This window comes from Streptomonospora salina (assembly GCF_014204715.1).
Lineage (GTDB): Bacteria > Actinomycetota > Actinomycetes > Streptosporangiales > Streptosporangiaceae > Streptomonospora > Streptomonospora salina.
Genome location: NZ_JACHLY010000001.1, coordinates 4,856,353 through 4,877,036, shown reverse-complemented (window position 1 = coordinate 4,877,036; position 20,684 = coordinate 4,856,353). Strand labels below are relative to the sequence as shown.

At 74.5% G+C, this 20,684-nt stretch carries 19 protein-coding genes; 6 read left to right on the top strand and 13 right to left on the bottom strand.

All coding sequences use genetic code 11. The features are described from left to right. Positions 1–221: 221 nt before the first annotated feature. Both HNR25_RS22000 and HNR25_RS21995 read right to left on the bottom strand, forming a co-directional pair. The gene (locus tag HNR25_RS22000; RefSeq protein ID WP_184638286.1) at positions 222–1,763 is read right to left on the bottom strand and encodes a glycerol-3-phosphate dehydrogenase/oxidase; all 1,542 of its coding nucleotides are present in this window, start codon (positions 1,761–1,763) and stop codon (positions 222–224) included. Positions 1,764–1,854: 91 nt separating this feature from the next. Further along, positions 1,855–2,475, bottom strand: coding sequence for a TetR/AcrR family transcriptional regulator (locus tag HNR25_RS21995; protein WP_246463812.1), 621 nt, complete (start codon positions 2,473–2,475; stop codon positions 1,855–1,857). Between the two features lie 17 nt (positions 2,476–2,492). Here HNR25_RS21995 and HNR25_RS21990 point away from each other — a divergent pair, with 17 nt between their 5' ends. Both HNR25_RS21990 and HNR25_RS21985 read left to right on the top strand, forming a co-directional pair. Beyond that, a complete protein-coding gene (locus HNR25_RS21990) occupies positions 2,493–4,106 on the top strand; it encodes an FAD-binding oxidoreductase (RefSeq protein ID WP_184638284.1) in 1,614 nt (537 codons plus the stop codon). Continuing rightward, complete coding sequence (locus tag HNR25_RS21985; RefSeq protein ID WP_184638282.1) at positions 4,103–5,032, top strand: diacylglycerol kinase; 930 nt, start codon at positions 4,103–4,105, stop codon at positions 5,030–5,032. The genes HNR25_RS21990 and HNR25_RS21985 overlap by 4 nt, the downstream gene beginning before the upstream one ends. 54 nt (positions 5,033–5,086) lie before the next feature. Here the strand turns inward: HNR25_RS21985 and HNR25_RS21980 are convergent, their stop codons facing one another. From HNR25_RS21980 to HNR25_RS21965, 4 genes are all read right to left on the bottom strand, one after another. Then, positions 5,087–5,548 carry a hypothetical protein gene (locus HNR25_RS21980; RefSeq protein ID WP_184638280.1) on the bottom strand — a complete coding sequence of 154 codons (462 nt, stop codon included), beginning with the start codon at positions 5,546–5,548 and terminating at the stop codon, positions 5,087–5,089. Positions 5,549–5,799: 251 nt separating this feature from the next. Continuing rightward, on the bottom strand, positions 5,800–7,137 hold the full coding sequence (locus tag HNR25_RS21975) for an SGNH/GDSL hydrolase family protein (RefSeq protein ID WP_184638278.1): 1,338 nt from the start codon (positions 7,135–7,137) through the stop codon (positions 5,800–5,802). Positions 7,138–7,140: 3 nt separating this feature from the next. Continuing rightward, positions 7,141–7,881 carry a polysaccharide deacetylase family protein gene (locus HNR25_RS21970; protein ID WP_184639690.1) on the bottom strand — a complete coding sequence of 247 codons (741 nt, stop codon included), beginning with the start codon at positions 7,879–7,881 and terminating at the stop codon, positions 7,141–7,143. 115 nt (positions 7,882–7,996) lie between these two features. Further along, positions 7,997–9,028, bottom strand: coding sequence for a LacI family DNA-binding transcriptional regulator (locus HNR25_RS21965; protein WP_312862681.1), 1,032 nt, complete (start codon positions 9,026–9,028; stop codon positions 7,997–7,999). A 210-nt stretch (positions 9,029–9,238) separates the two neighbouring features. On the opposite strand from HNR25_RS21965, the gene HNR25_RS21960 reads away from it, so the two are divergent. After that, on the top strand, positions 9,239–10,411 hold the full coding sequence (locus HNR25_RS21960) for an endo-1,4-beta-xylanase (RefSeq protein ID WP_184638274.1): 1,173 nt from the start codon (positions 9,239–9,241) through the stop codon (positions 10,409–10,411). 204 nt (positions 10,412–10,615) lie between these two features. Here HNR25_RS21960 and HNR25_RS21955 read toward each other — a convergent pair whose 3' ends face one another. Together HNR25_RS21955 and HNR25_RS21950 are read right to left on the bottom strand one after the other, a co-directional pair. After that, positions 10,616–11,452 carry an SAM-dependent methyltransferase gene (locus HNR25_RS21955; RefSeq protein ID WP_184638272.1) on the bottom strand — a complete coding sequence of 279 codons (837 nt, stop codon included), beginning with the start codon at positions 11,450–11,452 and terminating at the stop codon, positions 10,616–10,618. A 162-nt stretch (positions 11,453–11,614) separates the two neighbouring features. Continuing rightward, positions 11,615–12,451 carry an SAM-dependent methyltransferase gene (locus HNR25_RS21950; protein WP_184638270.1) on the bottom strand — a complete coding sequence of 279 codons (837 nt, stop codon included), beginning with the start codon at positions 12,449–12,451 and terminating at the stop codon, positions 11,615–11,617. Between the two features lie 211 nt (positions 12,452–12,662). Here HNR25_RS21950 and HNR25_RS26925 point away from each other — a divergent pair, with 211 nt between their 5' ends. Then, entirely contained in the window at positions 12,663–13,085 is a 423-nt protein-coding gene (locus HNR25_RS26925) for a winged helix-turn-helix transcriptional regulator (protein ID WP_221457767.1), read from the top strand. A gap of 260 nt (positions 13,086–13,345) precedes the next feature. Then, a complete protein-coding gene (locus tag HNR25_RS21940; protein ID WP_184638269.1) occupies positions 13,346–13,816 on the top strand; it encodes a hypothetical protein in 471 nt (156 codons plus the stop codon). Positions 13,817–13,897: 81 nt separating this feature from the next. On the opposite strand, the gene HNR25_RS21935 is transcribed toward HNR25_RS21940, so the two are convergent. From HNR25_RS21935 to HNR25_RS21915, 5 genes are all read right to left on the bottom strand, one after another. Beyond that, positions 13,898–14,038: a hypothetical protein gene (locus HNR25_RS21935; RefSeq protein WP_184638266.1), complete on the bottom strand. Its 141-nt coding sequence runs from the start codon at positions 14,036–14,038 to the stop codon at positions 13,898–13,900. Positions 14,039–14,325: 287 nt separating this feature from the next. Then, complete coding sequence (locus tag HNR25_RS21930; protein ID WP_184638264.1) at positions 14,326–15,501, bottom strand: amidase; 1,176 nt, start codon at positions 15,499–15,501, stop codon at positions 14,326–14,328. Between the two features lie 64 nt (positions 15,502–15,565). After that, positions 15,566–16,411: an enoyl-CoA hydratase/isomerase family protein gene (locus tag HNR25_RS21925; RefSeq protein WP_184638262.1), complete on the bottom strand. Its 846-nt coding sequence runs from the start codon at positions 16,409–16,411 to the stop codon at positions 15,566–15,568. A 186-nt stretch (positions 16,412–16,597) separates the two neighbouring features. After that, positions 16,598–17,857 (bottom strand): cation:proton antiporter domain-containing protein, encoded by a 1,260-nt coding sequence (locus HNR25_RS21920; protein WP_312862680.1) that lies wholly within the window; start codon positions 17,855–17,857, stop codon positions 16,598–16,600. Positions 17,858–18,003: 146 nt separating this feature from the next. Beyond that, on the bottom strand, positions 18,004–18,483 hold the full coding sequence (locus HNR25_RS21915; RefSeq protein WP_184638260.1) for a VOC family protein: 480 nt from the start codon (positions 18,481–18,483) through the stop codon (positions 18,004–18,006). Between the two features lie 262 nt (positions 18,484–18,745). Between HNR25_RS21915 and HNR25_RS21910 the strand changes: the two genes are divergently transcribed. Next, complete coding sequence (locus tag HNR25_RS21910) at positions 18,746–20,653, top strand: ABC transporter ATP-binding protein (protein ID WP_184638258.1); 1,908 nt, start codon at positions 18,746–18,748, stop codon at positions 20,651–20,653. Positions 20,654–20,684: the final 31 nt, after the last annotated feature.

Here is a 20,684-nt window from a genome sequence, read left to right as displayed (position 1 = left end):
CCGTGGCTCAGGACGTACCGGCTGAGGTAGTACAGGCGCCGCAACGACGCCCCGCCCGGCGACTAGAAGCGGTTGCGCACCCGGCGTTCCGCTTCATCGGCCGGCGAGAAATCACTGCCGAGAGGGCGGCACGGCGGTGATTTCTCGCCGGCCGATGACGCACCGGGCTCGAAGGTGCCCCATGCGTTGAGCGGACCGGCTCTCCGCTCCCGCGTCCCCGCTCACCCGCTCGCCGGCAGCGACAGGGCCTCGCGTGCGGCCTCCTTCAGGGTGTCGGCATCCCCGTCGACCAGGGCGGCGCGGGTGCGGCGCTGGAGCAGGTCGTCCTCGTCCAGGGCGCCCTCGTGGCGCACGGCCCAGCGCAGCTCCGCGGCGGTGATGCCCGCGGCGAGCGGCTCCAGCAGGTCGGGGCGGCCTTCGGCTTCGGCGAGCACGGCCGGGGCCTCGGTGCCGTATCGGGAGACCAGGCGCGCGGGCGCGTCGAGGCGGCGCAGGCGTTCCGGCGCGTCCGCTCCCACCAGCGGCAGCCGGCCGGTGCGGCACGGCCCCGCGCCCAGGCCCGCGCCCGCGACGGCCGCGTCCACGGCGTCCTCGGCCATGCGCCGGTAGGTGGTGAGCTTCCCGCCCACCACGGTGACCACCCCCTCCGGGGAGGTCAGTACCGCGTGGCGGCGGGACACGTCGGCGCTGCGGCCTTCCCCGGCGTCCAGCAGCGGCCGCAGCCCGGCGTAGGCGCCGGCCACGTCGGCGCGGCCCGGCGGGTCCGCCAGCACACCGCCGAGGACGTCCAGCAGGAAGCCGACGTCGTGCTCGGGCACCGGCGGCACGTCGGGAACGGGCCCGTCGAGCGGTTCGTCGGTGAGTCCGACGTAGACGCGGCCGTCCTGTTGGGGCAGCACGAGCGTGAAGCGGCTCGTCTCGCCGGGCACCGGGACGGTCAGGGCCGAACGCAGCCCGCCGAAGGCGCTCTCGTCGAGCACCAGGTGCGTACCCCGGCTGGGGAGCAGCTTCACCTGGGGAACGAGTTCCTGGGCCCACACTCCCGCGGCGTTGACGGTCGCGCGCGGCCGCAGCCGCAGCGCGGAGCCGGTGAGCCGGTCGCGCAGCAGGGCGTGGTCGCCGTGCAGCTCCTCTGCGGCGCAGCGGGTCAGGACGCGGGCGCCGTGGGCGGCGGCGGTGCGCGCCAGGCCGACGACGAAGCGGGCGTCGTCGACCAGTTGCCCGTCGAAGGACAGCTGCCCGCCGCGCAGGCCCGCGGGTTGCAGGCCCGGGGCGAGGTCGAGGGCGCGGCGGCGCGAGACGCCGCGGGAGGCGGGCAGCAGCGAGGCGGGGGTGCCCGCCGACATCCGCAGCGCGTCGCCCGCCAGCAGCCCGGCGCGGGTCACGGCGGCCTGGGGACGGCCGATGCCGCTGTGCAGGGGCAGCAGCATGGGCAGTCTGCGCGCCAGGTGCGGAGCGGTGCGGGAGAGGAGGATGTGGCGCTCGCGGGCGCTCTCCCGGGCGATGCCGACCTGGCCGGTGGCGAGGTAGCGCAGGCCGCCGTGTACGAGCTTGGAGCTCCACCGGCTGGTGCCGAAGGCCAGGTCGTGCTTTTCGGCCAGGACCACCGACAGTCCGCGCGCGGCCGCGTCCAGGGCGATTCCGGCGCCGGTGGCGCCGCCGCCCACAACAAGCAGGTCGACGCGGGGATCGCGGTCGAGTTGGTCGAGGTCGCGGCGACGGCGTGCGGCGCTGAGGGAGGCGCTCGCGCCGGCGGGGCTCACGAGCGCCCGCCCCGGGCACGGCGCGCGGGGCCCGGCGCGGGCGCGCCCGTGCGGTCGGGCGCGGTTCGGTTCGGGTGCGCGGCGGGGTCCATCAGGAGTCGTCCTCTCCCGGTTGCAGGTAACCGTCGAGCATGCGGCGCACCTCGCGGGTGAGCCCGTCCAGCGGGAGGACGTCCTCGGTCAGGCGCCACGACTGGGCGGCGCTCTGCACCAGCAGCAGCACCATCCGCGCCAGCTGTGCGGGCTCCCCCGGGCGGACGGAGCCGTCGGCCTGGCCCGCCCGGATCTGCTCCTCGACCATGGCCAGCGCGTTGCGCTGGCTGGATCCCAGACGGCGGAAGGTGTAGGTGACCAGCGCCTCGGGTTCGGTGTCGAGGATGCGCGACATCAGCGGGTGGGCGCGCAGGTCGGCCAGGACGGAGGCGGCGCCGGCCACCAGGCGGCTGCGGCCGTCGGCCGCGCCGGCGGAGGCGCGGGGTGCGGCCGAGGCGACCACCGCGTGCATCTCGCGGGTCAGCAGGTCGCCGAGGAGGGTGTCCATGTCGCGCCAGCGCCGGTAGACGGTCGGGCGGCTCACGCCGGCGCGGCGGGCGACGTCGGTGAGGGTGAGCCGACGCAGCCCGAACACCGCGATGGAGTCGCGGGCGGCGTCGAGCAGACTCTGCGCCATCGGGTCGGAGGGAGACTCCTCCTCGTTACTGATTGACACCATATGGAAAACTGTAACGTATGACCGAGCCCACTCACCGCGTGGGGGAGGCGTCCTGGGACTCCTGGGGCGACCCCGCGCACGCCGCGCCGCTGACCCCGTCCCAGCGCGAACTGATCGGGCAGGTGCTGGGCATCGCGCCCGACGCGGGGCTGCCCCGCACCCCCGAGGCCGAGCTGCGCCTGCCGCCCGGATCCCTGCCGCCGGACGCCCGCGCGGCGCTGGCCGCGGCGGTCGGCGACGAGAACGTGGACACCGGCGCGGCCGCCCGCGTCCGCCACGCCGGCGGCAAGAGCACACCCGACCTGCTGCGCCGCCGCGGCGGCGACGTGTCCGACGCGCCCGACGCGGTGGTACTGCCGGCCGGCCACGACGAGGTGGCGGCGGTGCTGACGGCGTGCGCCCGGTACGGCGTAGCGGTGGTGCCCTTCGGCGGCGGCACCAGCGTCGTGGGCGGAGTGGAGCCGCTGCGGGGCGGGTTCGCCGCGGCCGTCGCGCTGGACCTGCGGCGCCTGAGCCGGCTCGTGGCCGTGGACGCCGTCTCCCGCACCGCGACCCTGCAAGCGGGTCTGCGCACCCCCGAGGCCGAGGAGCTGCTGGCCGCCCACGGGTTCACTCTCGGGCACCGGCCCCAGAGCTACGAGTACGCCACCGTCGGCGGCTACGCGGCCACCCGCTCCAGCGGGCAGTCCTCGGCGGGCTACGGGCGCTTCGACGACATGGTGGTGTCGCTGCGGGCGGCCACGCCGCGCGGCACGCTCGAACCGGGCCGCGGACCGTCCTCGGCCGCCGGTCCGGACCTGCGCCGGCTGCTGCTCGGATCGGAGGGGACCGTCGGCGTGATCACCGAGGTCACGCTGCGCGTGCACCCCCGTCCCCAAGAGCGGCACGACGAGGCCTGGACGTTCCCCGACTTCGCTACGGGCACCGCCGCCCTGCGCGCGCTCGCCCAGGACGGCGTGCGGCCCACGCTCGTCCGGCTCTCCGACGAGCAGGAGACGTCGGTCAACGCCGTCCTGGCCGGCGAGGAGGCCGCTCCCGGATGCCTGGCGGTGGTCACCCACGAGGGCGGTGCGGAGCGCGTGGCCGCCGTGCGGGAGCTGTGCTCGGACACGCTGCGGCGGGCCGGGGGCACCGGACTGGGCCCCGAGCGGGTCGCCCACTGGCGCAGCGGGCGCTACCTCGCGCCGTACCTGCGCGACTCCCTGCTGGACGCCGGGGTGCTCGCCGAGACCTTGGAGACCGCTACGACGTGGTCTGAGCTGCACCGGCTGCGCGACGCGGTCACCGACGCCCTCGCCGGTGCGCTGACGACACCCGAGGGTGCCGCGCCGCTGGTGCTGTGCCACGCCTCCCACGTCTATCCCGAGGGCGCGTCGCTGTACTTCACCGTCGCGGCGGCCGCCGGCGCGGATCCCGGCGGACGCTGGCGCGCGGCCAAGCGCGCGGCCGGCGACGCGATCGCCGCATGCGGGGCCACCATCTCCCACCACCACGCGGTGGGCACCGATCACCGACCGTGGATGGAGGACGAGGTGGGCCCGCTGGGCGTGGAGGTCCTGCGCGCGGTCAAGGACACGCTGGATCCGGCGGGCGTGCTCAACCCCGGCAAGCTGATCCCGGAGCGGTCGTGACCCCCGTCGGCGGCGACGCCGCACCGTCCGCCGTCACGCTGCTGGCCAATCCCGCGGCGGGCGGTCGGCGCGGTGGCGAGATCGCGGCACGGACCGCGCGGCGCCTGCTCGCCCGCGGCGTCGACGTCGACGTGGTGGCCGGACGGGATGCCGCCGAGACGCGGCGGCGGGCCCGCGACTGCGTGGCCGCGGGCGCAGGAGTGCTGGCCGTGGCCGGCGGGGACGGCATGGTCCACCTCGCGCTGCAGGAGGTGGCCGGCACCTCGACCGCCCTGGCCGTGCTGCCGACCGGCAGCGGCAACGATTTCGCCCGCGTGCTGGGCATCCCGGCCACGCCCCCCGACGCCGCCGCCGACGTCCTTCTCGGCGGCGTCCGCCGCCGGATCGACCTGGGCCGCTGCGCTCCGCCGGAGGGCGGCGACCGCCCGTTGTGGTTCGGAACCGTGCTCACCAGCGGCTTCGACTCGCTCGTCGTCGAGCGCACCGAGCGGATGCGCCGGCCGCGCGGGCGGATGCGCTACGCGGCGGCGGTCCTGGCGGAGCTGGGACGGCTGCGTCCGCTGCCGTTCACGATCGAGGCCGACGGGCGCGTGCAGGAGCTGGAGGCGGCGCTGGTCGCGATCGGCAACACCTCCTGCTACGGCGGCGGCATGCGGGTCTGCCCGCACGCCGACCCCGCCGACGGCCGCCTCGCGGTCACCGCGGTGAGCCCGGCGACGGCGGGGCAGCTGCTGCGGGCGTTCCCCCGGATCTACCGCGGCACGCACACCGCCCATCCGCTGGTGCACACGTTCCACGCCGCGTCCGTGCGGGTGCACACCCCCGACATGCGCGCCTACGCCGACGGCGAGCCGGCGGGGCAGCTGCCGCTGCGCGCCGAAGCCGTCCCCGGCGCCGTCGAGGTCCTGGTGCCCGCGGCGGCGTAGCGGCGCCCCGCTCCCCCGAGCGCGGGGGCGGGCCGGGCCCCGGCCCGCGCGGCGTCAGCGGTGGCCGGCGCGCAGTCGCACCAGCAGGACCGTGTAGGCGATCAGCGACACGAGCGCATAGGCGAACGGGGCGCCGAACACCGTGGACAGGGTCACCGGCACACCGGTGGCGAACCCGGCCAGGCTCAGCGCCACGAGCGCCGCCACGAGCACGGTGTGGGTCCACACCGCTCCCAGCAGCAGGCCGCGCGGCAGAGGCGTCCGGCCGAAGGCGAACGCGAGGGTGGCCAGGGCGAAGCCGGCCACGAGCACCGGCGGCAGGAGTATCCAGGCGAAGGTCCCGAGCCCCGGTGCCGTACCGGCGGCCGCCGAACCGGCGACCGCCAGGTGCGCGACGGCCAGTACGACGGCCGTGGCGGCAGCGGCGGCGCCCGGTAGGCGAACGTCCCGGCCGCCGACGGTTCGCCCCCCGCTCCCGGTCGGCTCCCCGGTCCCGCTCACGTCGTCGCCCCCCATTCGGTCTCCTCACGTCTGCGTCGGCAGCCTAGCCCGGACGCGGTCGCGGCGGCCTCCCCCGAAGGGGGGATTCCCGCATCCTCCGCGGGGACTGCACGGATCCGCCTCCGCGCGCCCGCCCGGTGATGCTCACGGGCGCGCGGAGGCGGCGGCGGGCCTGCGGCGGGCGGCTGCCGGAGGGAGGGGCGATCCCGCCGCGGACCCGCCTCCGCCCCGGCTGCTCCGTGTCCAACCGGGGCGGAGGTGCGGGGTCAGTGCCGCTTGCCCGGCCGGAACAGCCGGGTGGGCACGGCGTCGGCCATGGCGGCCATTCCGGCGTCGTCGGGATGGAGATGGTCGCCGCTGTCGTAGGCGGGGTTCAGGCGCTGCGGATCGTCGGGGTCGCGCATCGCCTCGGCGAAGTCGATGACGGCGTCGTACTCGCCGTCGGTGCGGATCCACTCGTTGATCCGCTGCCGCTTGGCCTCGTTCTCCGCGCTGTAGAAGCCGAACGTGTCGCCCTTGAACGGCAGGATCGTGCCGCCGTAGACCTTGAGGCCGGCGGCGTGGGCCCGCGCGATGATCTGGCGGTGCCCGCCGATGACCTCCTCGGCGGTGACGGTCTCCGACGCCGGGGCGGTCGCGGTGCCGGGATGGCCGAGGTCGTTCACGCCCAGCAGCACGATCGCGTGCTCGACCCCCGGGTGTGTCAGCACGTCGCGGTCGAATCTGCGCAGCGCGCTCTGCCCGAAGAACGCCGCATACGCCTCGGCCTCACCGCCTTCGGGCGGGTTGGGGTCGTGCAGGAGCCGGTTTCCCGAGATACCCGCGTTGAGCACGCCCGTGCGTGCGCCCACCCGCTCGGCGAGCAGGTCGGGCCAGCGGTGGTTGGCGCCCGTCGTGGTCTCGGCGCCGTCGGTGATCGAGTCGCCGAACGCGACCACCGCCCCGGTGCGCGTGCCGCGGGCGCGCACGCTGACCCCGGAGAGGAAGTACCACTGGGTCATCGTGGCGGTGGGGGTGACCGCGGGTTCGCCGGTGGTGTTGCCCGCCGCCACCGCGTTCTCCTGGTAGGAGGAGCCGTGCAGCGTGGTCACGGGGGTGCGCTCGGGCAGGTGGATGCTGACGACCAGGTCCGAGCGCGGCGGCAGGCGCAGATCCACCGGGTCGCTGAGCATCGGGGCGCCGGCCGGGACCGTCACCGGGGTGCGGCCGCCGAAGGTGACGGCGCGGTCGCTCCCGGGTTCCGTGTCGGTGCCGGAGGAACCGTCCCGCAGCGCGACGCGAACCTCGCCGATGCGCAGCGGCGTCTCGCCGAACTCGTTGGTCAGGCGCAGCCGCATGCGGTCGCCGCCGACGCTGGTGTGCACGACCTGGCGGACGGTCTCGTCCTCGAGGACGGGGGTGGCCGACTGCGGGGCGGCGGTGGGCGCGGCGGCCCAGGTGCCCACCCAGGAGCGGTGACCGCCGCCGGGGTGGCCGCTTCCGGGGCGGTGCCAGGACTGGGCGGTGCCGGCCGCGGTTCCGGCGGTGATCAGCAGCAGCGCTCCCGCGAGGACGGCGCCGAGCCGCAGGGCGCGGGTGCGGGGGGAGGGCGCGGTCCCGAGCATCGCCTACCCCCGTCGGGCCGGGCGAGCGAAGTGCCAGCCGTCGGACTTCATCGCGGGGATGATCCGGGCGACCGCCTCGACCGTCTGGCTGCGGTCGCCGCCGCCGTCGTGCAGCAGCACCACCGACCGCGGCGCGATGCCGTCCTGCAGGCGGCGCACCAACTCGTCGGTGCCCGGCGGGGCCCAGTCCTCCACGGCCAGGCTCCAGCCCAGCGGCTGCATGCCCAGATCCGCGGCGACCTGCGGGCTCTGGCCCCAGGCGCCGTAGGGGGCGCGGAAGTAGGGGATGCGGGCGTGCGGGACGGCTTCGCGGATCGCCCGGTCGGTTTCGAGGAGGTCGGCGCGGATGTCCTCGGGCTCCCACGAGCCCATGTCGTCGTGGCGCATCGTGTGGTTGCACAGCGTGTGCCCGTCGGCGGCGATGCTGCGGACGATGTCGGGGTGGTCGCGCACGTGCTCGCCCCAGAGGCAGAAGACGGCTTTGACGCGGTGTTCGCGCAGCACGTCGAGCAGTCGGGGGGTGTTGCGCGGGTCGGGGCCGTCGTCGAAGGTCAGCGCCACGCCCTGGCCGCCCCGCCGGGTCTGGTCGACGATGTCGGGGGTGGCGGGTCCGTTGGGGCGGTGGTCGTGGTGGGGGCGGTGGTGGAGCGGTCCGGCCTGGGCGGGCACCGCGGTGCACAGGGCGAGGCCGAGCGTCAGGAAGGTCGCCAGGAGGCGGCCCGGGATGGGGGATCGTCCGCGCATGTCCGTCACACAGGTCTCCTTGGCCGCAGCCTGTTCCGAAATGTTCCGGAAATCAAAGGCAACCTACGGAGCGCGGGACCGCGGTGTCAACGCCCCTCGGCGGAGTACCGCCGCCTCACTCCGCCGAGGAGACCGTCACCGGCGCAGTGCTGTCGCGGACGACGAGCTCGGTGGCCAGTTCCACCCGCGGGCTCTCGATCGCCTCGCCCCGCGCCAGCCGGTGCACGGTGTGGACCGCGAGCCGGCCCATCTCGGCCAGGGGCTGGCGCACCGTCGTCAGCGGCGGCGAGGCCCAGCGCGCTTCGGGCAGGTCGTCGAAGCCGATCACGCTGATGTCGGCGGGAACGCGCAGGCCCCGCCGGCGCAGCGCCTCATAGACGCCCAGGGTCATCTGGTCGCTGGCCGAGAACACGGCCGTGGGCGGATCCGCCAGGCCGAACAGCCGCTCGCCGGCGCGGAAGCCGGACTCGTAGTCGAATTCACCCGGCACGACGAGGTCGTCGTCGACGTTCAACCCGGCGGTCTCCAGCCCCGCCCGGTAGCCGTCGAGGCGGGCGCGGCTGCACCACAGCTCCGGGCGCCCGGCCACGAACGCGATGCGCCGGTGGCCCATGCTGATCAGATAGTCGGTGGCGCTGAGGCCGCCGGCCCAGTTGGTCGCGCCGATCGTGGGCACCGCCAGATCGGGCACGCCGACCGGGTCGACCACCACGGAGGGCATGTGCAGCTCCTCCAGCTCGGCGCGCAGGGAGGAATCCAGGTCGGTGGTGACCAGGATGGCACCGTCACTGGTGCGCGAGCGCACGTTCTGCAGCCACTGCCGGGTGGAGCTCTCCCGCCGGTGGATCGCCGAGACGACGATGCCGCTGCCCGCCGCGTGGGCCGCGTCCTCGACGCCGCGGATGATTTCGACGGCCCACGGGCTGTCCAAGTCGTTGAAGACCAAGTCCAGCAGGCCGACCATCTCGCCGCCGCGGCTGCCCCGGCGGCGGTAGCCGCGCGCCCGCAGCAGGGACTCGATGCGTTCGCGCGTGGCGGGAGCGACGTCGCCCCTGCCGTTGAGGACGCGTGAAACGGTCGGTGCCGAAACCCCCGCCTCTTCGGCGATGGCGGAGATGGTCACGGCTGGGGTCGGGATATCGGCCACTGCTCCTCCTTCGTACCTACCCAGAGTACGGACGCGGGGCGACGCGGCGACGCGCGGGAACCGCATCCGCGGGGCCGTGCGGACGTGACCGCGCCCCCGGACGGGGATCGGGGTATTGACGCCCTGGCCAGGAGCTCTTATGGTCCACCGACCCGGTTAAACGGAATTTTCCGGAAAATGACAGCGGCAGACCGAATGGGAGTCCCCCCGATGCGACCCATCCGCTTCGCTACAACCGCCCTGGCCGCGGCCGCCCTGACCGCCCCGCTGGCCGCGTCTCCGGCCGCCGCGGAAGGCTTCGGCGACGGCCACTGGCCGCCCCACCACTCCAACGGCAAGGCCGAACGGCTGCGCTGGGCCGCCCCCCACGATCTCCACATCGGCACCGCGATCGCCGGCGGCGGCCATCACACGGACCAGGACTACGATCCGCCCTTCGCGTCGGACCGGACCTACCGCACGACGCTGGCGCGCCAGTTCGACTCGGTCTCGGCCGAGAACCAGATGAAGTGGGAGTACATCCACCCCGAGCGGGGCGAGTACGACTTCGAGGACGCCGACCGCATCGTCGACTTCGCCGCGCGCCACGGCCAGGTCGTGCGCGGCCACACCCTGCTGTGGCACAGCCAGAACCCCGACTGGCTGGAGGAGGGCGACTTCACCGACGAGGAGCTGCGCTCCATCCTGAAGGACCACATCACCACCGTCGTCGGCCGCTACAAGGGCCGCATCCAGCAGTGGGACGTGGCCAACGAGATCTTCGACGGCGACGGCGAGCTGCGCACCGAGGAGAACATCTGGCTGCGCCGGCTGGGCCCCGGAATCATCGCCGACGCCTTCCGCTGGACCCACCAGGCCGACCCGCACGCCGAGCTGTACTTCAACGACTACAACGTCGAAGGCGTCAACGCCAAGAGCGACGCCTACTACGAACTGTCCCAGGAGCTGCTCGCCGAGAACGTGCCGCTGCACGGCTTCTCCGCCCAGGGCCACCTCAGCCTCGACTACCCCTTCCCCGGCAGCATGGAGGAGAACCTCCAGCGCTTCGACGACCTGGGGCTGGGCACGGCCGTCACCGAGGTCGACATCCGCATGACCCTGCCCGAAAGCGGTGAGCCGACCGAGGAGCAGCTCGACACCCAGGCCGACTACTACCGCCGGGCGCTTCAGGCGTGCCTGGACGTCGACAGCTGCGAGTCGTTCACGATCTGGGGCTTCAACGACAAGTACTCCTGGGTGCCGGGAACCTTCGAGGGCCAGGGGTCGGCCACGGTCATGACCGAGGACTACACCCGCAAGCCGGCTTTCTTCGCGCTGCACGAGGCGCTGAAGGAGGAGAAGAAGTGGCCGGGCTGGCCCGGCCGCGGGCACGGCGGCCGCTAACGGTCGCGGTCGGTCGCGGCCGCGGCCCCGCGAGCGGCCGCGATCCACCCGAACAGACACACGCAGACACGGCCGGCCCGGCCGCTTCCCGCACCGGACACGCGACGCGTGTGCCCGCACCGGCCGGTGCGGGCACACGGCGGGATGCCGGGCCGACCGGCGTTGACCCCCGCGTTCGGTCGGCGCCGCCGGCGGGCAGGGCCCTCAGGGTTTGACGGCGACGCCGGCGTGCTCCCAGATCCGCTTGTCGGGGACGTCGACGGGATCGGCGCCCGGCATGCGCCAGGTGTCGCAGTCGACCAGGCGGGCAGGCTCGGCCCCGTCCACCGACGGCGACACCAGCTCCATCCCGGCCACTGCCGCCTCACACTCCTGCGGGTTGCGCACCCGGCCCCACGGCGTACCCGAACTGTGCACCCGCTGGGTGAAGGTGCGCGCGTGTGCGGCGTCGTCGGAGCACAGGTGCGAGTACACCAGAGCCGACCCGGACGGGAACGGCTCCAGGTAGCGCCGCACCAGATCGAACGGCTCCTCCTCGTCGGGGAAGCAGTGCAGCAGCGACACGAGCATCAGGCACACCGGCTCGTCGGTGTTCAGCAGCCGGCGCGCCCCCGCGTCGTTCATGACCGCCCCCACATCGCGCACATCGGCGGTGATCACCGTGGTCGTGTCGTTCTCGACCATCAGCGCACGGGCGTGGGCCAGCACCATCGGGTCGATGTCGACGTAGACGACCCGGTTGTCGGGCGAGGTGCGCTGGGCGACCTGGTGGGTGTTCTCGACGGTCGGCAGCCCCGAACCGAGGTCGAGGAACTGGCCGATCCCCAGCTCCCGCGTCGCGTATTCGACGCCGCGCGCGAGGAAACCGCGGTTCTCGTGCGCGAGCGCCGTCGTTCCGGGATTGATCTCCTCGACCGCGGCGGCCAGCTCGCGGTCGGGGTCGAAGTTGTCCTTGCCGCCCAGCAGCGCATCGTAGGCGCGGGCGACGGTCGGCTTCGACATGTCGAGATCGGGCGGTGGAAACCTGAGGGAATCGCTCATCGGATTCTGCTCTCTCACTTCCGGAGGGGGTAGAGCGGCGGATCACTGCGTGTACGCCTCGTGCCACTGGCAACTGTACGGGGGCTCCCCGGCCTTCACGGCGGCATGCGGAGACCGGACGTGCGGCCGCATCGCCGCCCGCGGCGCCCCCTCCGCACCGCTTCAGGGTTTGACGGCGACGCCGGCGTGCTCCCAGATCCGCTTGTCGGGGATGTCGACGGGATCGGTTCCCGGTTTGCGCCAGGTGTCGCAGTCGACCAGGCGGGCGGGCCCGGTCCCGTCCACCGACGGCGACACCAGCTCCATCCCGGCCACTGCCGCCTCGCACTCCTGCGGGTTGCGCACCCGGCCCCACGGCGTACCCGAACTGTGGATGCGCTCGGTGACGGCGCGGGCGTGCTCGGCGTCGTCGGAGCAGGTGTGCGAGTACACCAGAGCCGACCCGGACGGGAACGGCTCCAGGTAGCGCCGCACGAGGCTGAAGGGGTCGTCCTCGTCGGGGAAGCAGTGCAGCAGCGACAGCAGCATCAGGCACACCGGCTCGTCGGTGTTCAGCAGCCGGCGCGCCCCCGCGTCGTTCATGACCGCCCCCACATCGCGCACATCGGCGGTGATCACCGTGGTCGTGTCGTTCTCGACCATCAGCGCACGGGCGTGGGCCAGCACCATCGGGTCGATGTCGACGTAGACGACGCGGTTCTGCGGTGAGTTGCGCTGGGCGACCTGGTGGGTGTTCTCGGCGGTCGGCAGCCCCGAACCGAGGTCGAGGAACTGGCCGATCCCCAGCTCGCCGGCGACGAATCCGACGGCGCGCGCCAGGAAGGCGCGGTTGTGCTGGGCCATCACGGTACTGCCGGGGTTGATCTCCTCCACCCCTGCGGCCAGGTCGCGGTCGAGGTCGAAGTTGTCCTTGCCGCCCAGCAGCGCGTCGTAGGCGCGGGCGATGGTCGGCTTCGACATGTCGAGTTCGGGCGGTGGAAACCTGAGGGCGTCGCTCATCGGATTCGGCCTCTCAACTCCGGGGGGTGGAACGGCGGAACATTGGGCTGTGCGCCTGTTGTCACGGCAACTGTACGGGCAGTGCCCCGTGTGTAGGGCGGACTCCGACGATCTCCGCTGCGCGGGATACGCGGGCGGCGGGCGCCCGGGGCCGGCTCTGCAGGACCCTGGACCCTTGCCAAAACTCAGGTTAGCTACTTATTTTCCGTATGTGACTATATCGACTGCTGCCGGAGACGACGGCGCCGCAAACTCGACCGCCGCACCTTTTCCGACTTCCCACGACCAGGACTGCGACGTCTTCCAAGAGGTGCTGGAGCTCGTCGGGCGGCGCTGGATGGGGGTGATCCTGCTCGCCGGCGCACGCGGGGCGCAGCGCTTCAGCGAATACCGCAGGTTCATCGGCCAGATCTCCGACCGGATGCTGTCCCAGCGGTTGAAGGAGCTGGAGTCGGCGGGGCTGCTCGAACGGGACGTCGTCCCGACGACCCCGGTTCAGATCCTCTACCGCCCGTCGGACCGGGGGCGCGGGCTGCTGGACGCGCTGGAGCCCCTGGTCACCTGGGGCCACATGTATCGCGAGGACGGCACCGGGCCGCAGGAGGGCGCCGACTCGGCCGCACCCGCCCGCTGATCCCGGCCTCTGGGCCCGCCCGCGCGGCCGGGATCAGCGGCCGCCGCGTCGCCTCCGACCGGCGGCGCAGCCGCACAGGCCCGCCTACACCGCGGGATGTATACCGATCCGGGCCTCGCGGCGGACGCTGCGCCGCCCACTCGGGACGTAGCGTCGTCGCCGGTGGGCACGCCGGTCCGGCCACACGGCCCGGGCGCGGCGACCGCCGCACGGACGAAGCGGGGCCGCCGGCGGTACCGCCCGGCGCGGAAAGGGGACGCATGCGAACCGAGGACGGTGCAGGCACGGCACTCCGCCGGCGGCCGGGGCTTCTTCCCTGGTGGTGCGTGCTCGGATTGGCCGCGCTGGGCCTGCCGCGTGTCGTCGCCCACGATCTCGGCCTGGTGGGCCCGGCGGCGAACACGGCGCTCGTTTTCGGGCCGGTGCTGGTGTGGGTCGCCGTCGCGGTGCTGGGCCGGCTCCGGCGCCCGCTGGTGGCCCTGCTGATCGTGGGCGCGGTCTATGGGGTGCTGCTGGCGGCGGTGCACCAGGTGCTGTGGGCGCAGGGGTTCGCCGGCGATCCTCCGCAGCTGGGTGGGGAACTCGCCGGGACGCTGCCGCCCGCTTCCGAAGGCGCACTGCTGCGCGCCGCGGCGGTGGTGAGCAGTGTCGCCACCGGGGTCGGGATCGGTGCGGTCAGCGGGGCGGTGGCCTGGGTGCTCGCCCGCCTGCTTCCGCGGCGCCCAGCCTGATCCGCGGCGCCCGGCGGGGGCGTAGGCCGCGGCCATCCGGCCGCCGGCACCGCTGTCGGGCACGCTTCGGGAGCGACGGCCTCAGCGCCGGACGGCGGCCGGCACCAGCAGGGCGAGGGCGACGAGCGCGCCGATCGGCAGCGCCGCGGCGAGCGACAGCACACGGCCCGCGGTCCGCGCCGACGACGCGGGCGAGCCGGGGGAATCGAACGACTGCTTCATGCCGGCACCTTCCGGTCGTGTCCGTCCGGATCGCCGCTTGGACGCGGCCGGGCGCCGCCGCGTTCCCGCACCGGGAATCACCGCCGTGCCGGGTTTCGCCGGGGCATACGCCGGGTAGCCGGAACACCAACCCGCCGGGTGCTACCCGTTCGCCCCCGGGCCAGTGTGGGCGGCCGCGCACCGCGGGCGCACGCTCACACGCCTCGCCGCGGGCGGCCGCCCGCGGCGACCCGCGGCGCGGCGCGCCCTCGGCCGCGACCCGCGCGAGCACCTCCGGCGGCCTGCTTTCACCCCGAAACGCACGTCTCGTAATCGGCAGCGGCACCCAGCAGCGCTTCGTCACCGTGCAGATCGGCGACCAGCTGCAGACCCACGGGACCGCCGTCGTCGCAGAACCCGGCCGGCACGCTGACGGCGGGATGACCGGTGAGGTTGAACAGCCACGTCAACCCGACACTCATCTCCTTCCCCGGGCCCCGGGGCCCATGGGGCGGGTTCGGCGTCGTCGGCGTGGCCAGCAGGTCGCACTCGGCGAACAGTTCCGCAAGCCGGACCGCGTTGCCGCCGTCGGCCGCAACGCCGTTCCGGGACGGGCGCCGGGCGGCCGAGCCGCGCAGGGCCCGCCACCGCTCACCCGGATCGTCGAAGCCGGGACCGGCCCCCTGCACCGTGATCGCGCCGCTGCGCTCCCACTCCCCCAGAGCCCGGGCGGCGGTCTCCGCGACGCCCGGGTGCACACGGTTGAAGCCCAGCGTCGACGACCACGCCACGCGCAGCGGCCCCGTCCCGCGCCGCGGTACGGCGCACCGGCGCCCGCCGAAGGGCGGATCCCCCAGCACGGCGCGGAGGTACAGCACGGCGTCGGCGACGCGGCCGGCGATCGGGCCGCCTACGGTCAGCCCGGCGGCGTCGCGGGCCGGAATCAGTCCGGTCGTGGGTTTGTAGCCCACCACCCCGCACCAGGCGGCGGGGATGCGGATGGAACCCGCGCCGTCGCTGGCCGTGGCGAGCGGCACCAGGCCCGCCGCCACCGCGGCCCCCGAGCCCGCCGAGGACCCTCCGGGACTGCGGCCGGGACGCCGCGGGTTGGCGGTCGTCCCGCGGTCGGTGGCGCCCCAGGTCTTCCACTCGGTTCCGGGTCCGGGTACCGCGGTCGCCCCGACGGGGACCGCTCCCGCCTCGACGAGCCGCCGGGCCTGGAACGACGCGGTGCGCTCGGCGTGCTTCACCCCGATCGGCACCCCGGCCAGCGGCAGCTGGGCGCCGCGCGCCACGGCGGCGTCGACGTCGGCAGCCCGCTCGCGCGCCCACTCCTCCCATACCGCGCTAAAGGCGTTGAGAGCGCCGTCGCGCCTGCGGATACCGGCCAGCGCCTCCTCCACCACCGCCGACGCTCCCACGCGCCCGGTCGCGACCGCCGCGGCGATCCCCGCGGCGCCGGGACGGCGCCGCGGGCCGTTCATCCTCCCCCCGCGGCGGTCCCGCCCGCCGGGGGTGCCGGGACCGCGCGGGGCCGGAGCGCGCGGATCACCGCCCCCGCCACGTCGGGGCCGTCTTCGCGCCGAAGGCGGCCACCGCGTTGCGGAAGTCCTCGCTGCCGTAGGCCCGTTCGAGGATGTCGCGGTCCTCGGGCAGGTTCGCGCGGCGCAAGCGGCGCACGGACTCCTTGGCTGCCCACATGCTCAGCGGGGAGTGCTCGGCGAGGCGGTCGGTCAGCGCCGCCGCCTCCGCGTCGAGATCCTCGTCGGCCGCGAGGCGGGTGACGAAACCGGCCGCGTGCGCCTCGTCGGCGGTGAGCATCCGCGCGGTCAGCAGCAGGTCCAGTGTGCGGCCGGGCCCGAGGTGGTCCACGAGCAGCGCGTAGGTGGACATCCCCAGGCAGTTGCCGAGCGTGCGCGCGATGGGCACGCCGAACCGCGCGGACGGCGCGGCGATGCGCAGGTCGCAGGATGCGGCGATGATCAGCCCGCCGCCTACGCAGTAGCCGCGCACGGCCGCGAGCGTGGGCACCTGCACCGCGGCGAGCCGGTCGATGATCGCGCCCAGGCGCCGTTCGTAGTCGACACCGTCGGCGCCGTCGGTGAACCCGGCGAACTGGCCGATGTCGCTTCCGGCCACGAAGGCGGTGTCTCCGGCGCCGGTGAGCAGCAGGGCGCGCACGTCGTCGTCGGCGTCGGCCCGCTCGCACACGTCGGCCAACTCTTCGTACATCGCCCAGGTCATGGCGTTGCGACGGGCGGGGCGGTCGAAGGTCGCGGTCAGCACGCCGCCCCGCTGGGACACCAGCAGGCCGGGCCCGCCGTCCCCGCCGGCGTCGGCGCCGTCCCTCCGGCGGCCCGTTCCGTCCCCGCTGCCGTCCGCGTCGTCGCTCATCCGCTGCCTCCGCTCGTGCTCGGCGCCCGTGCCGTCCGGCGGCCGCTCCTCCGGCGCGCCGTTCCGGTGGCATTGTCGCCTGTGCCCGCCCGCGGTCCGGCAGGCGGGGCGAGGTGTGCGCAGGCAGTGACGGCACGCTGCGGCGGCCCGCTCGGGGGTTCCCGGGGCGCCGGTGCCGCGCCGCGTTCACCGCAGGCCGCTGCCCGGAGTGTCGCCCGGCGGCGGGCTCTCCGGGGCGGGCGGGTCCTCCGGGGTGTCCGCATCGGCGTCCTCGGGCGGGGGCTGCGCGTCCTTTCCGGGGAAGCGGCCGGCGACGAGGATGTCGGTGGAGGAGTGCGCCAGGATCGACAGCACGATGGCCAGCGCCGCCAGGTGGAACAGCTCGCCGCTGCGGGCCAGGTCCGACTCCAGCACCAGCAGGCCGTAGACCACCGACGCGAAGCCCTTGGGGCCGAACCAGGCGATCGCGGCCCGCTCGCGCACGTCCAGCTGCGATCCGGTCAGCGCGGCCGCCATCGCGACGGGGCGGGCCGCCACCAGCACCAGCACCGCGAAGACCCACCCGCTCAGCGGGATCTCGGCGAGGAAGGCGGGCGACATCAGCGCGCCGAACACCAGCAGGGCGGCGAGCTTGAGCAGTTCGGCGATCGATTCGCCGAACCGGTGGAACGCGGTGCGCATCTCCGGGCCGGCGGTCGCGACGGTGACACCGGCGGTGAAGGCCGCCAGGAACATGTTGGCGTGGGTCAGCTGGCACAGTGCCAGGACGGTCAGGCCGATCGCGAAGGCGCCCAGCGGTTCGTAGCGGGTGGTCGCCGCCAGTCCGGGCAGCCGCCCCAGCAGGACCCCGGCCAGGGCGACTCCCACGCCCACCACCACGCCCAGCCCGAGCTCGCCTGCCAGCGGCGCCGGGTGCGTCGGCTGGTCGGCGGCCAGCGCCAGCAGCACGACCACCACGGGCAGGGCGATCCCGTCGTTGAGCCCGGATTCCACGTTGAGCAGGTGGCGCAGGCGGTAGGGCACTCGTTCGCGGGCCACCAGGGCGGCGGCGAAGACCGGATCGGTGGGCGAGAGCACCGCTGCGATCAGCAGCGCCTCCGGCCATTCCAGCCCCGTCAGGTACCGGGCCAGCAGCGCGATCAGCGCGAACGTGACCGGCATCCCCAGCCCGAGGGCGCGGGCGGGCAGCCGCCAGTGGGCCCGGAGGTCGTTGACGTCCAGCCGCATGCCGTCGGTGAACAGCACGGCGAACAGCGCGCCCTCGGCCAGCAGCCGCACGGAGTCGGTGCCGCCGGTGAGGGGCACCAGCCCCAGAACGCCTTGGCCGAGGACGAACCCGGCGGCCAGGAACAGCGCGGCGGTGGAGAGCACGGTCCGGTGGGCGATTCCCGACACCAGTACGGCGGCGAACAGCACCACCGCAAAGGCCAGGACCAGCTCGATCACTATCGCCCCCTCGGCCGCGCCGGTCCGCGGCCGTCGTGCGCGCGTTCGGTCCGCGCGGGCGCCTACCCTGCAAGCGCGGCGCCCAACCAGCTCAACGCCCCGCGGTCTGCACGCCGGGGCGGCGCGGGGCGGCCGATGCGCCGCGGTCAGGCGGTGCCGTCGGCGGCGGCCTGCAGCTCCGCGGCGTCGAGCTTGACCATGCCCATCATCGCCTCGAAGGCGCGCCCGGCCCGCTCCGGGTCGGGGTCGGCCATCAGGTCGGTGAGCGTACGCGGCACGACCTGCCAGGACAGCCCGTAGCGGTCTTTGAGCCACCCGCACTGGACCGCTTCGCCGCCGCCTTCCAGCAGGCGCGACCAGTAGTAGTCGACCTCCTCCTGGTCGGCGCAGTCCACATACAGCGAGACGGCCTCGTTGAAGGTGAAGGCGGGCCCGGCGTTGAGGGCGATGTAGCGCTGGCCCGCCAGCTCGAAGGTCACCGCCAGGATCGTGACGGCGGTGCCGGGAGCCGTGCGGCCGTAGTCGGTGACCTCCACGATCCGGGAGTCCCCGAAGATCGAGGTGTAGAACCGGGCGGCCTCTTCGGCCTGATCGTCGAACCACAGATGCGTCATGATCTTCTGCACGTCGTGCTCCTCATGCCGTGGGTCCCGCGGGCGACTCCGCGGACTGTTCCGCTGCCCCGGGCCCCGCAGCCGCGAACGGCGCGTGCCGCGGAAAGGAGGGGGCGGGTCCGTCGCTCCCCGCCCTCCGCCCCGCACCCTTGACCTCAAGTTAACTTGAGGATCTAGTCTCGGCCACGCCGCCGGAGCGGGGGCCGAGCACCCGCTCGGGCGCAGGCCCGGCCCCGGGCCCGGACAGGCCGAGCACGGACAGGACGGATTCAGCATGAGCATCGAAACCAGCGCGTGGACGTCGATGTACCACGCAGTGCACGCACCCGACGACCGACGACCGTTCTCCGCGGCCACGCTGCGGCGCATCGGCCTCTTCGCCCGGCCGCACAAGCGCGGGCTCATCGCGTTCGTGGTGCTCAGCAGCGTCACCGCCGCGCTGGCGGTGGCCACGCCGCTGCTGGCCGGGCGCATCGTCGACGCGATCGTCGAGGGCCGGCCGCTACGGGAGGTGCTGCAGTTCGCGGCGCTGATCGCGGCCATCGCCCTGGCCGAAGCGGGGCTGGGGCTGCTCACCCGCTGGTTCTCCGCCCGGATCGGCGAAGGCCTGATCCTGGACCTGCGCGCGGCCGTCTACGACCACGTGCAGCGCATGCCCGTGGCCTTCTTCACCCGCACCCGCACCGGCGCACTGGTCAGCCGACTCAACAACGACGTCATCGGCGCCCAGCGCGCCTTCTCCGACACCCTCTCGGGCGTGGTGGGCAACCTGGTGACCCTGGTGCTGACCCTGGTGGCCATGTTCGCCCTGTCCTGGCAGATCACCCTGGCCTCGCTGGTGCTGCTCCCGCTGTTCGTCGTGCCGGCGCGGCGCATGGGCGGCCGGCTGGCGCGGCTGGAGCGCGAAGCCGCCGACCACGACGCGTCCATGGGCACCCGCATGACCGAGCGGTTCTCGGCGGGCGGGGCCGTGCTGGTCAAGCTGTTCGGCCGCCCCGAACAGGAGTCCGCCGAGTTCCGCGCCCGGGCGCGCCGGGTGCGCGACATCGGGGTGCGCACGGCGATGCTGCAGACGTCGTTCATGACCGCGCTGACACTGGTCTCGGCACTGGCGCTGGCGCTGGTCTACGGAATCGGCGGATCCCTGGCACTGAGCGGCGCGCTCCAGGCCGGCGCGGTGGTGTCGCTGGCGATGCTGCTGACCCGGCTGTATGCTCCGCTGACCGAACTGGCCGGGGCCCGAGTGGAGGTGATGAGCGCGGTGGTCAGCTTCGAGCGGGTCTTCGAGGTGCTGGACCTGCCCCCGCTCATCACCGACCGGGAGGACGCCGTGGCGGTGCCCGAAGGCCCGGTGTCGGTGGAGTTCGACCGGGTCGACTTCGCCTACCCCAGCGCCGACAAGGTGTCGCTGGCCTCGCTGGAGGAGATCGCGACACTGGACACCGCCGCCGGCAAGCAGGTCCTGCACGGGGTGTCCTTCCGCGCCGAAGCCGGGCAGACGGTGGCGCTGGTGGGGTCCTCCGGCGCGGGCAAGTCCACCATCGCCTCGCTCCTGCCGCGGCTCTACGACGTCGACGGCGGCGCGGTGCGGGTGGGCGGCACCGACGTGCGCGACCTGTCCGCGGAGTCGCTGCGGGCCACCCTGGGCATGGTCACCCAGGACGGCCACCTCTTCCACGACACCGTGCGCGCCAACCTGCTGCTGGCCCGGCCCGAAGCCGGCGAGGACGAACTGTGGGACGCGCTGCGCCGGGCCCGGCTGGACGGACTGGTCGCCGCCCTGCCTGAGGGGCTGGACACGGTGGTGGGCGAGCGCGGCTACCGGGTCTCCGGCGGCGAGCGCCAGCGGATGACGGTGGCGCGGCTGCTGCTGGCGCGCCCGCGCGTGGTGATCCTGGACGAGGCGACGGCCCACCTGGACTCCACCTCCGAGGCGCAGGTGCAGGAGGCGCTGGGCGAGGCGCTGGAGGGGCGCACGGCGGTCGTCATCGCCCACCGGCTCTCCACCGTGCGCGCCGCCGACGCGATCCTCGTGGTCGAGGAGGGCCGCGTCGTCGAGCGCGGCACCCACGAGGAGCTGCTGGCCGCCGGCGGGCGCTACGAGATGCTGTACCGCACGCAGTTCGCGGCCGGGGACGGCGCACCGGAGCAGGAGGACTCCGCCGCCGCACCGGTGCGCTGAGGCCGCCGCCCCCGCCGCCGCCCGCCCCCCG

Coding starts and splice junctions, on each gene's coding strand:
- HNR25_RS21960 (WP_184638274.1), top strand. CDS start 9,239: ATGCGACCCATCCGCTTCGCTACAACCGCCCTGGCCGCGGCCGCCCTG.
- HNR25_RS21955 (WP_184638272.1), bottom strand. CDS start 11,452: ATGAGCGATTCCCTCAGGTTTCCACCGCCCGATCTCGACATGTCGAAG.
- HNR25_RS21950 (WP_184638270.1), bottom strand. CDS start 12,451: ATGAGCGACGCCCTCAGGTTTCCACCGCCCGAACTCGACATGTCGAAG.
- HNR25_RS21970 (WP_184639690.1), bottom strand. CDS start 7,881: ATGCGCGGACGATCCCCCATCCCGGGCCGCCTCCTGGCGACCTTCCTG.
- HNR25_RS21990 (WP_184638284.1), top strand. CDS start 2,493: ATGACCGAGCCCACTCACCGCGTGGGGGAGGCGTCCTGGGACTCCTGG.
- HNR25_RS21980 (WP_184638280.1), bottom strand. CDS start 5,548: ATGGGGGGCGACGACGTGAGCGGGACCGGGGAGCCGACCGGGAGCGGG.
- HNR25_RS21995 (WP_246463812.1), bottom strand. CDS start 2,475: ATGGTGTCAATCAGTAACGAGGAGGAGTCTCCCTCCGACCCGATGGCG.
- HNR25_RS21940 (WP_184638269.1), top strand. CDS start 13,346: ATGCGAACCGAGGACGGTGCAGGCACGGCACTCCGCCGGCGGCCGGGG.
- HNR25_RS21935 (WP_184638266.1), bottom strand. CDS start 14,038: ATGAAGCAGTCGTTCGATTCCCCCGGCTCGCCCGCGTCGTCGGCGCGG.
- HNR25_RS21975 (WP_184638278.1), bottom strand. CDS start 7,137: ATGCTCGGGACCGCGCCCTCCCCCCGCACCCGCGCCCTGCGGCTCGGC.
- HNR25_RS21925 (WP_184638262.1), bottom strand. CDS start 16,411: ATGAGCGACGACGCGGACGGCAGCGGGGACGGAACGGGCCGCCGGAGG.
- HNR25_RS21910 (WP_184638258.1), top strand. CDS start 18,746: ATGAGCATCGAAACCAGCGCGTGGACGTCGATGTACCACGCAGTGCAC.
- HNR25_RS21930 (WP_184638264.1), bottom strand. CDS start 15,501: ATGAACGGCCCGCGGCGCCGTCCCGGCGCCGCGGGGATCGCCGCGGCG.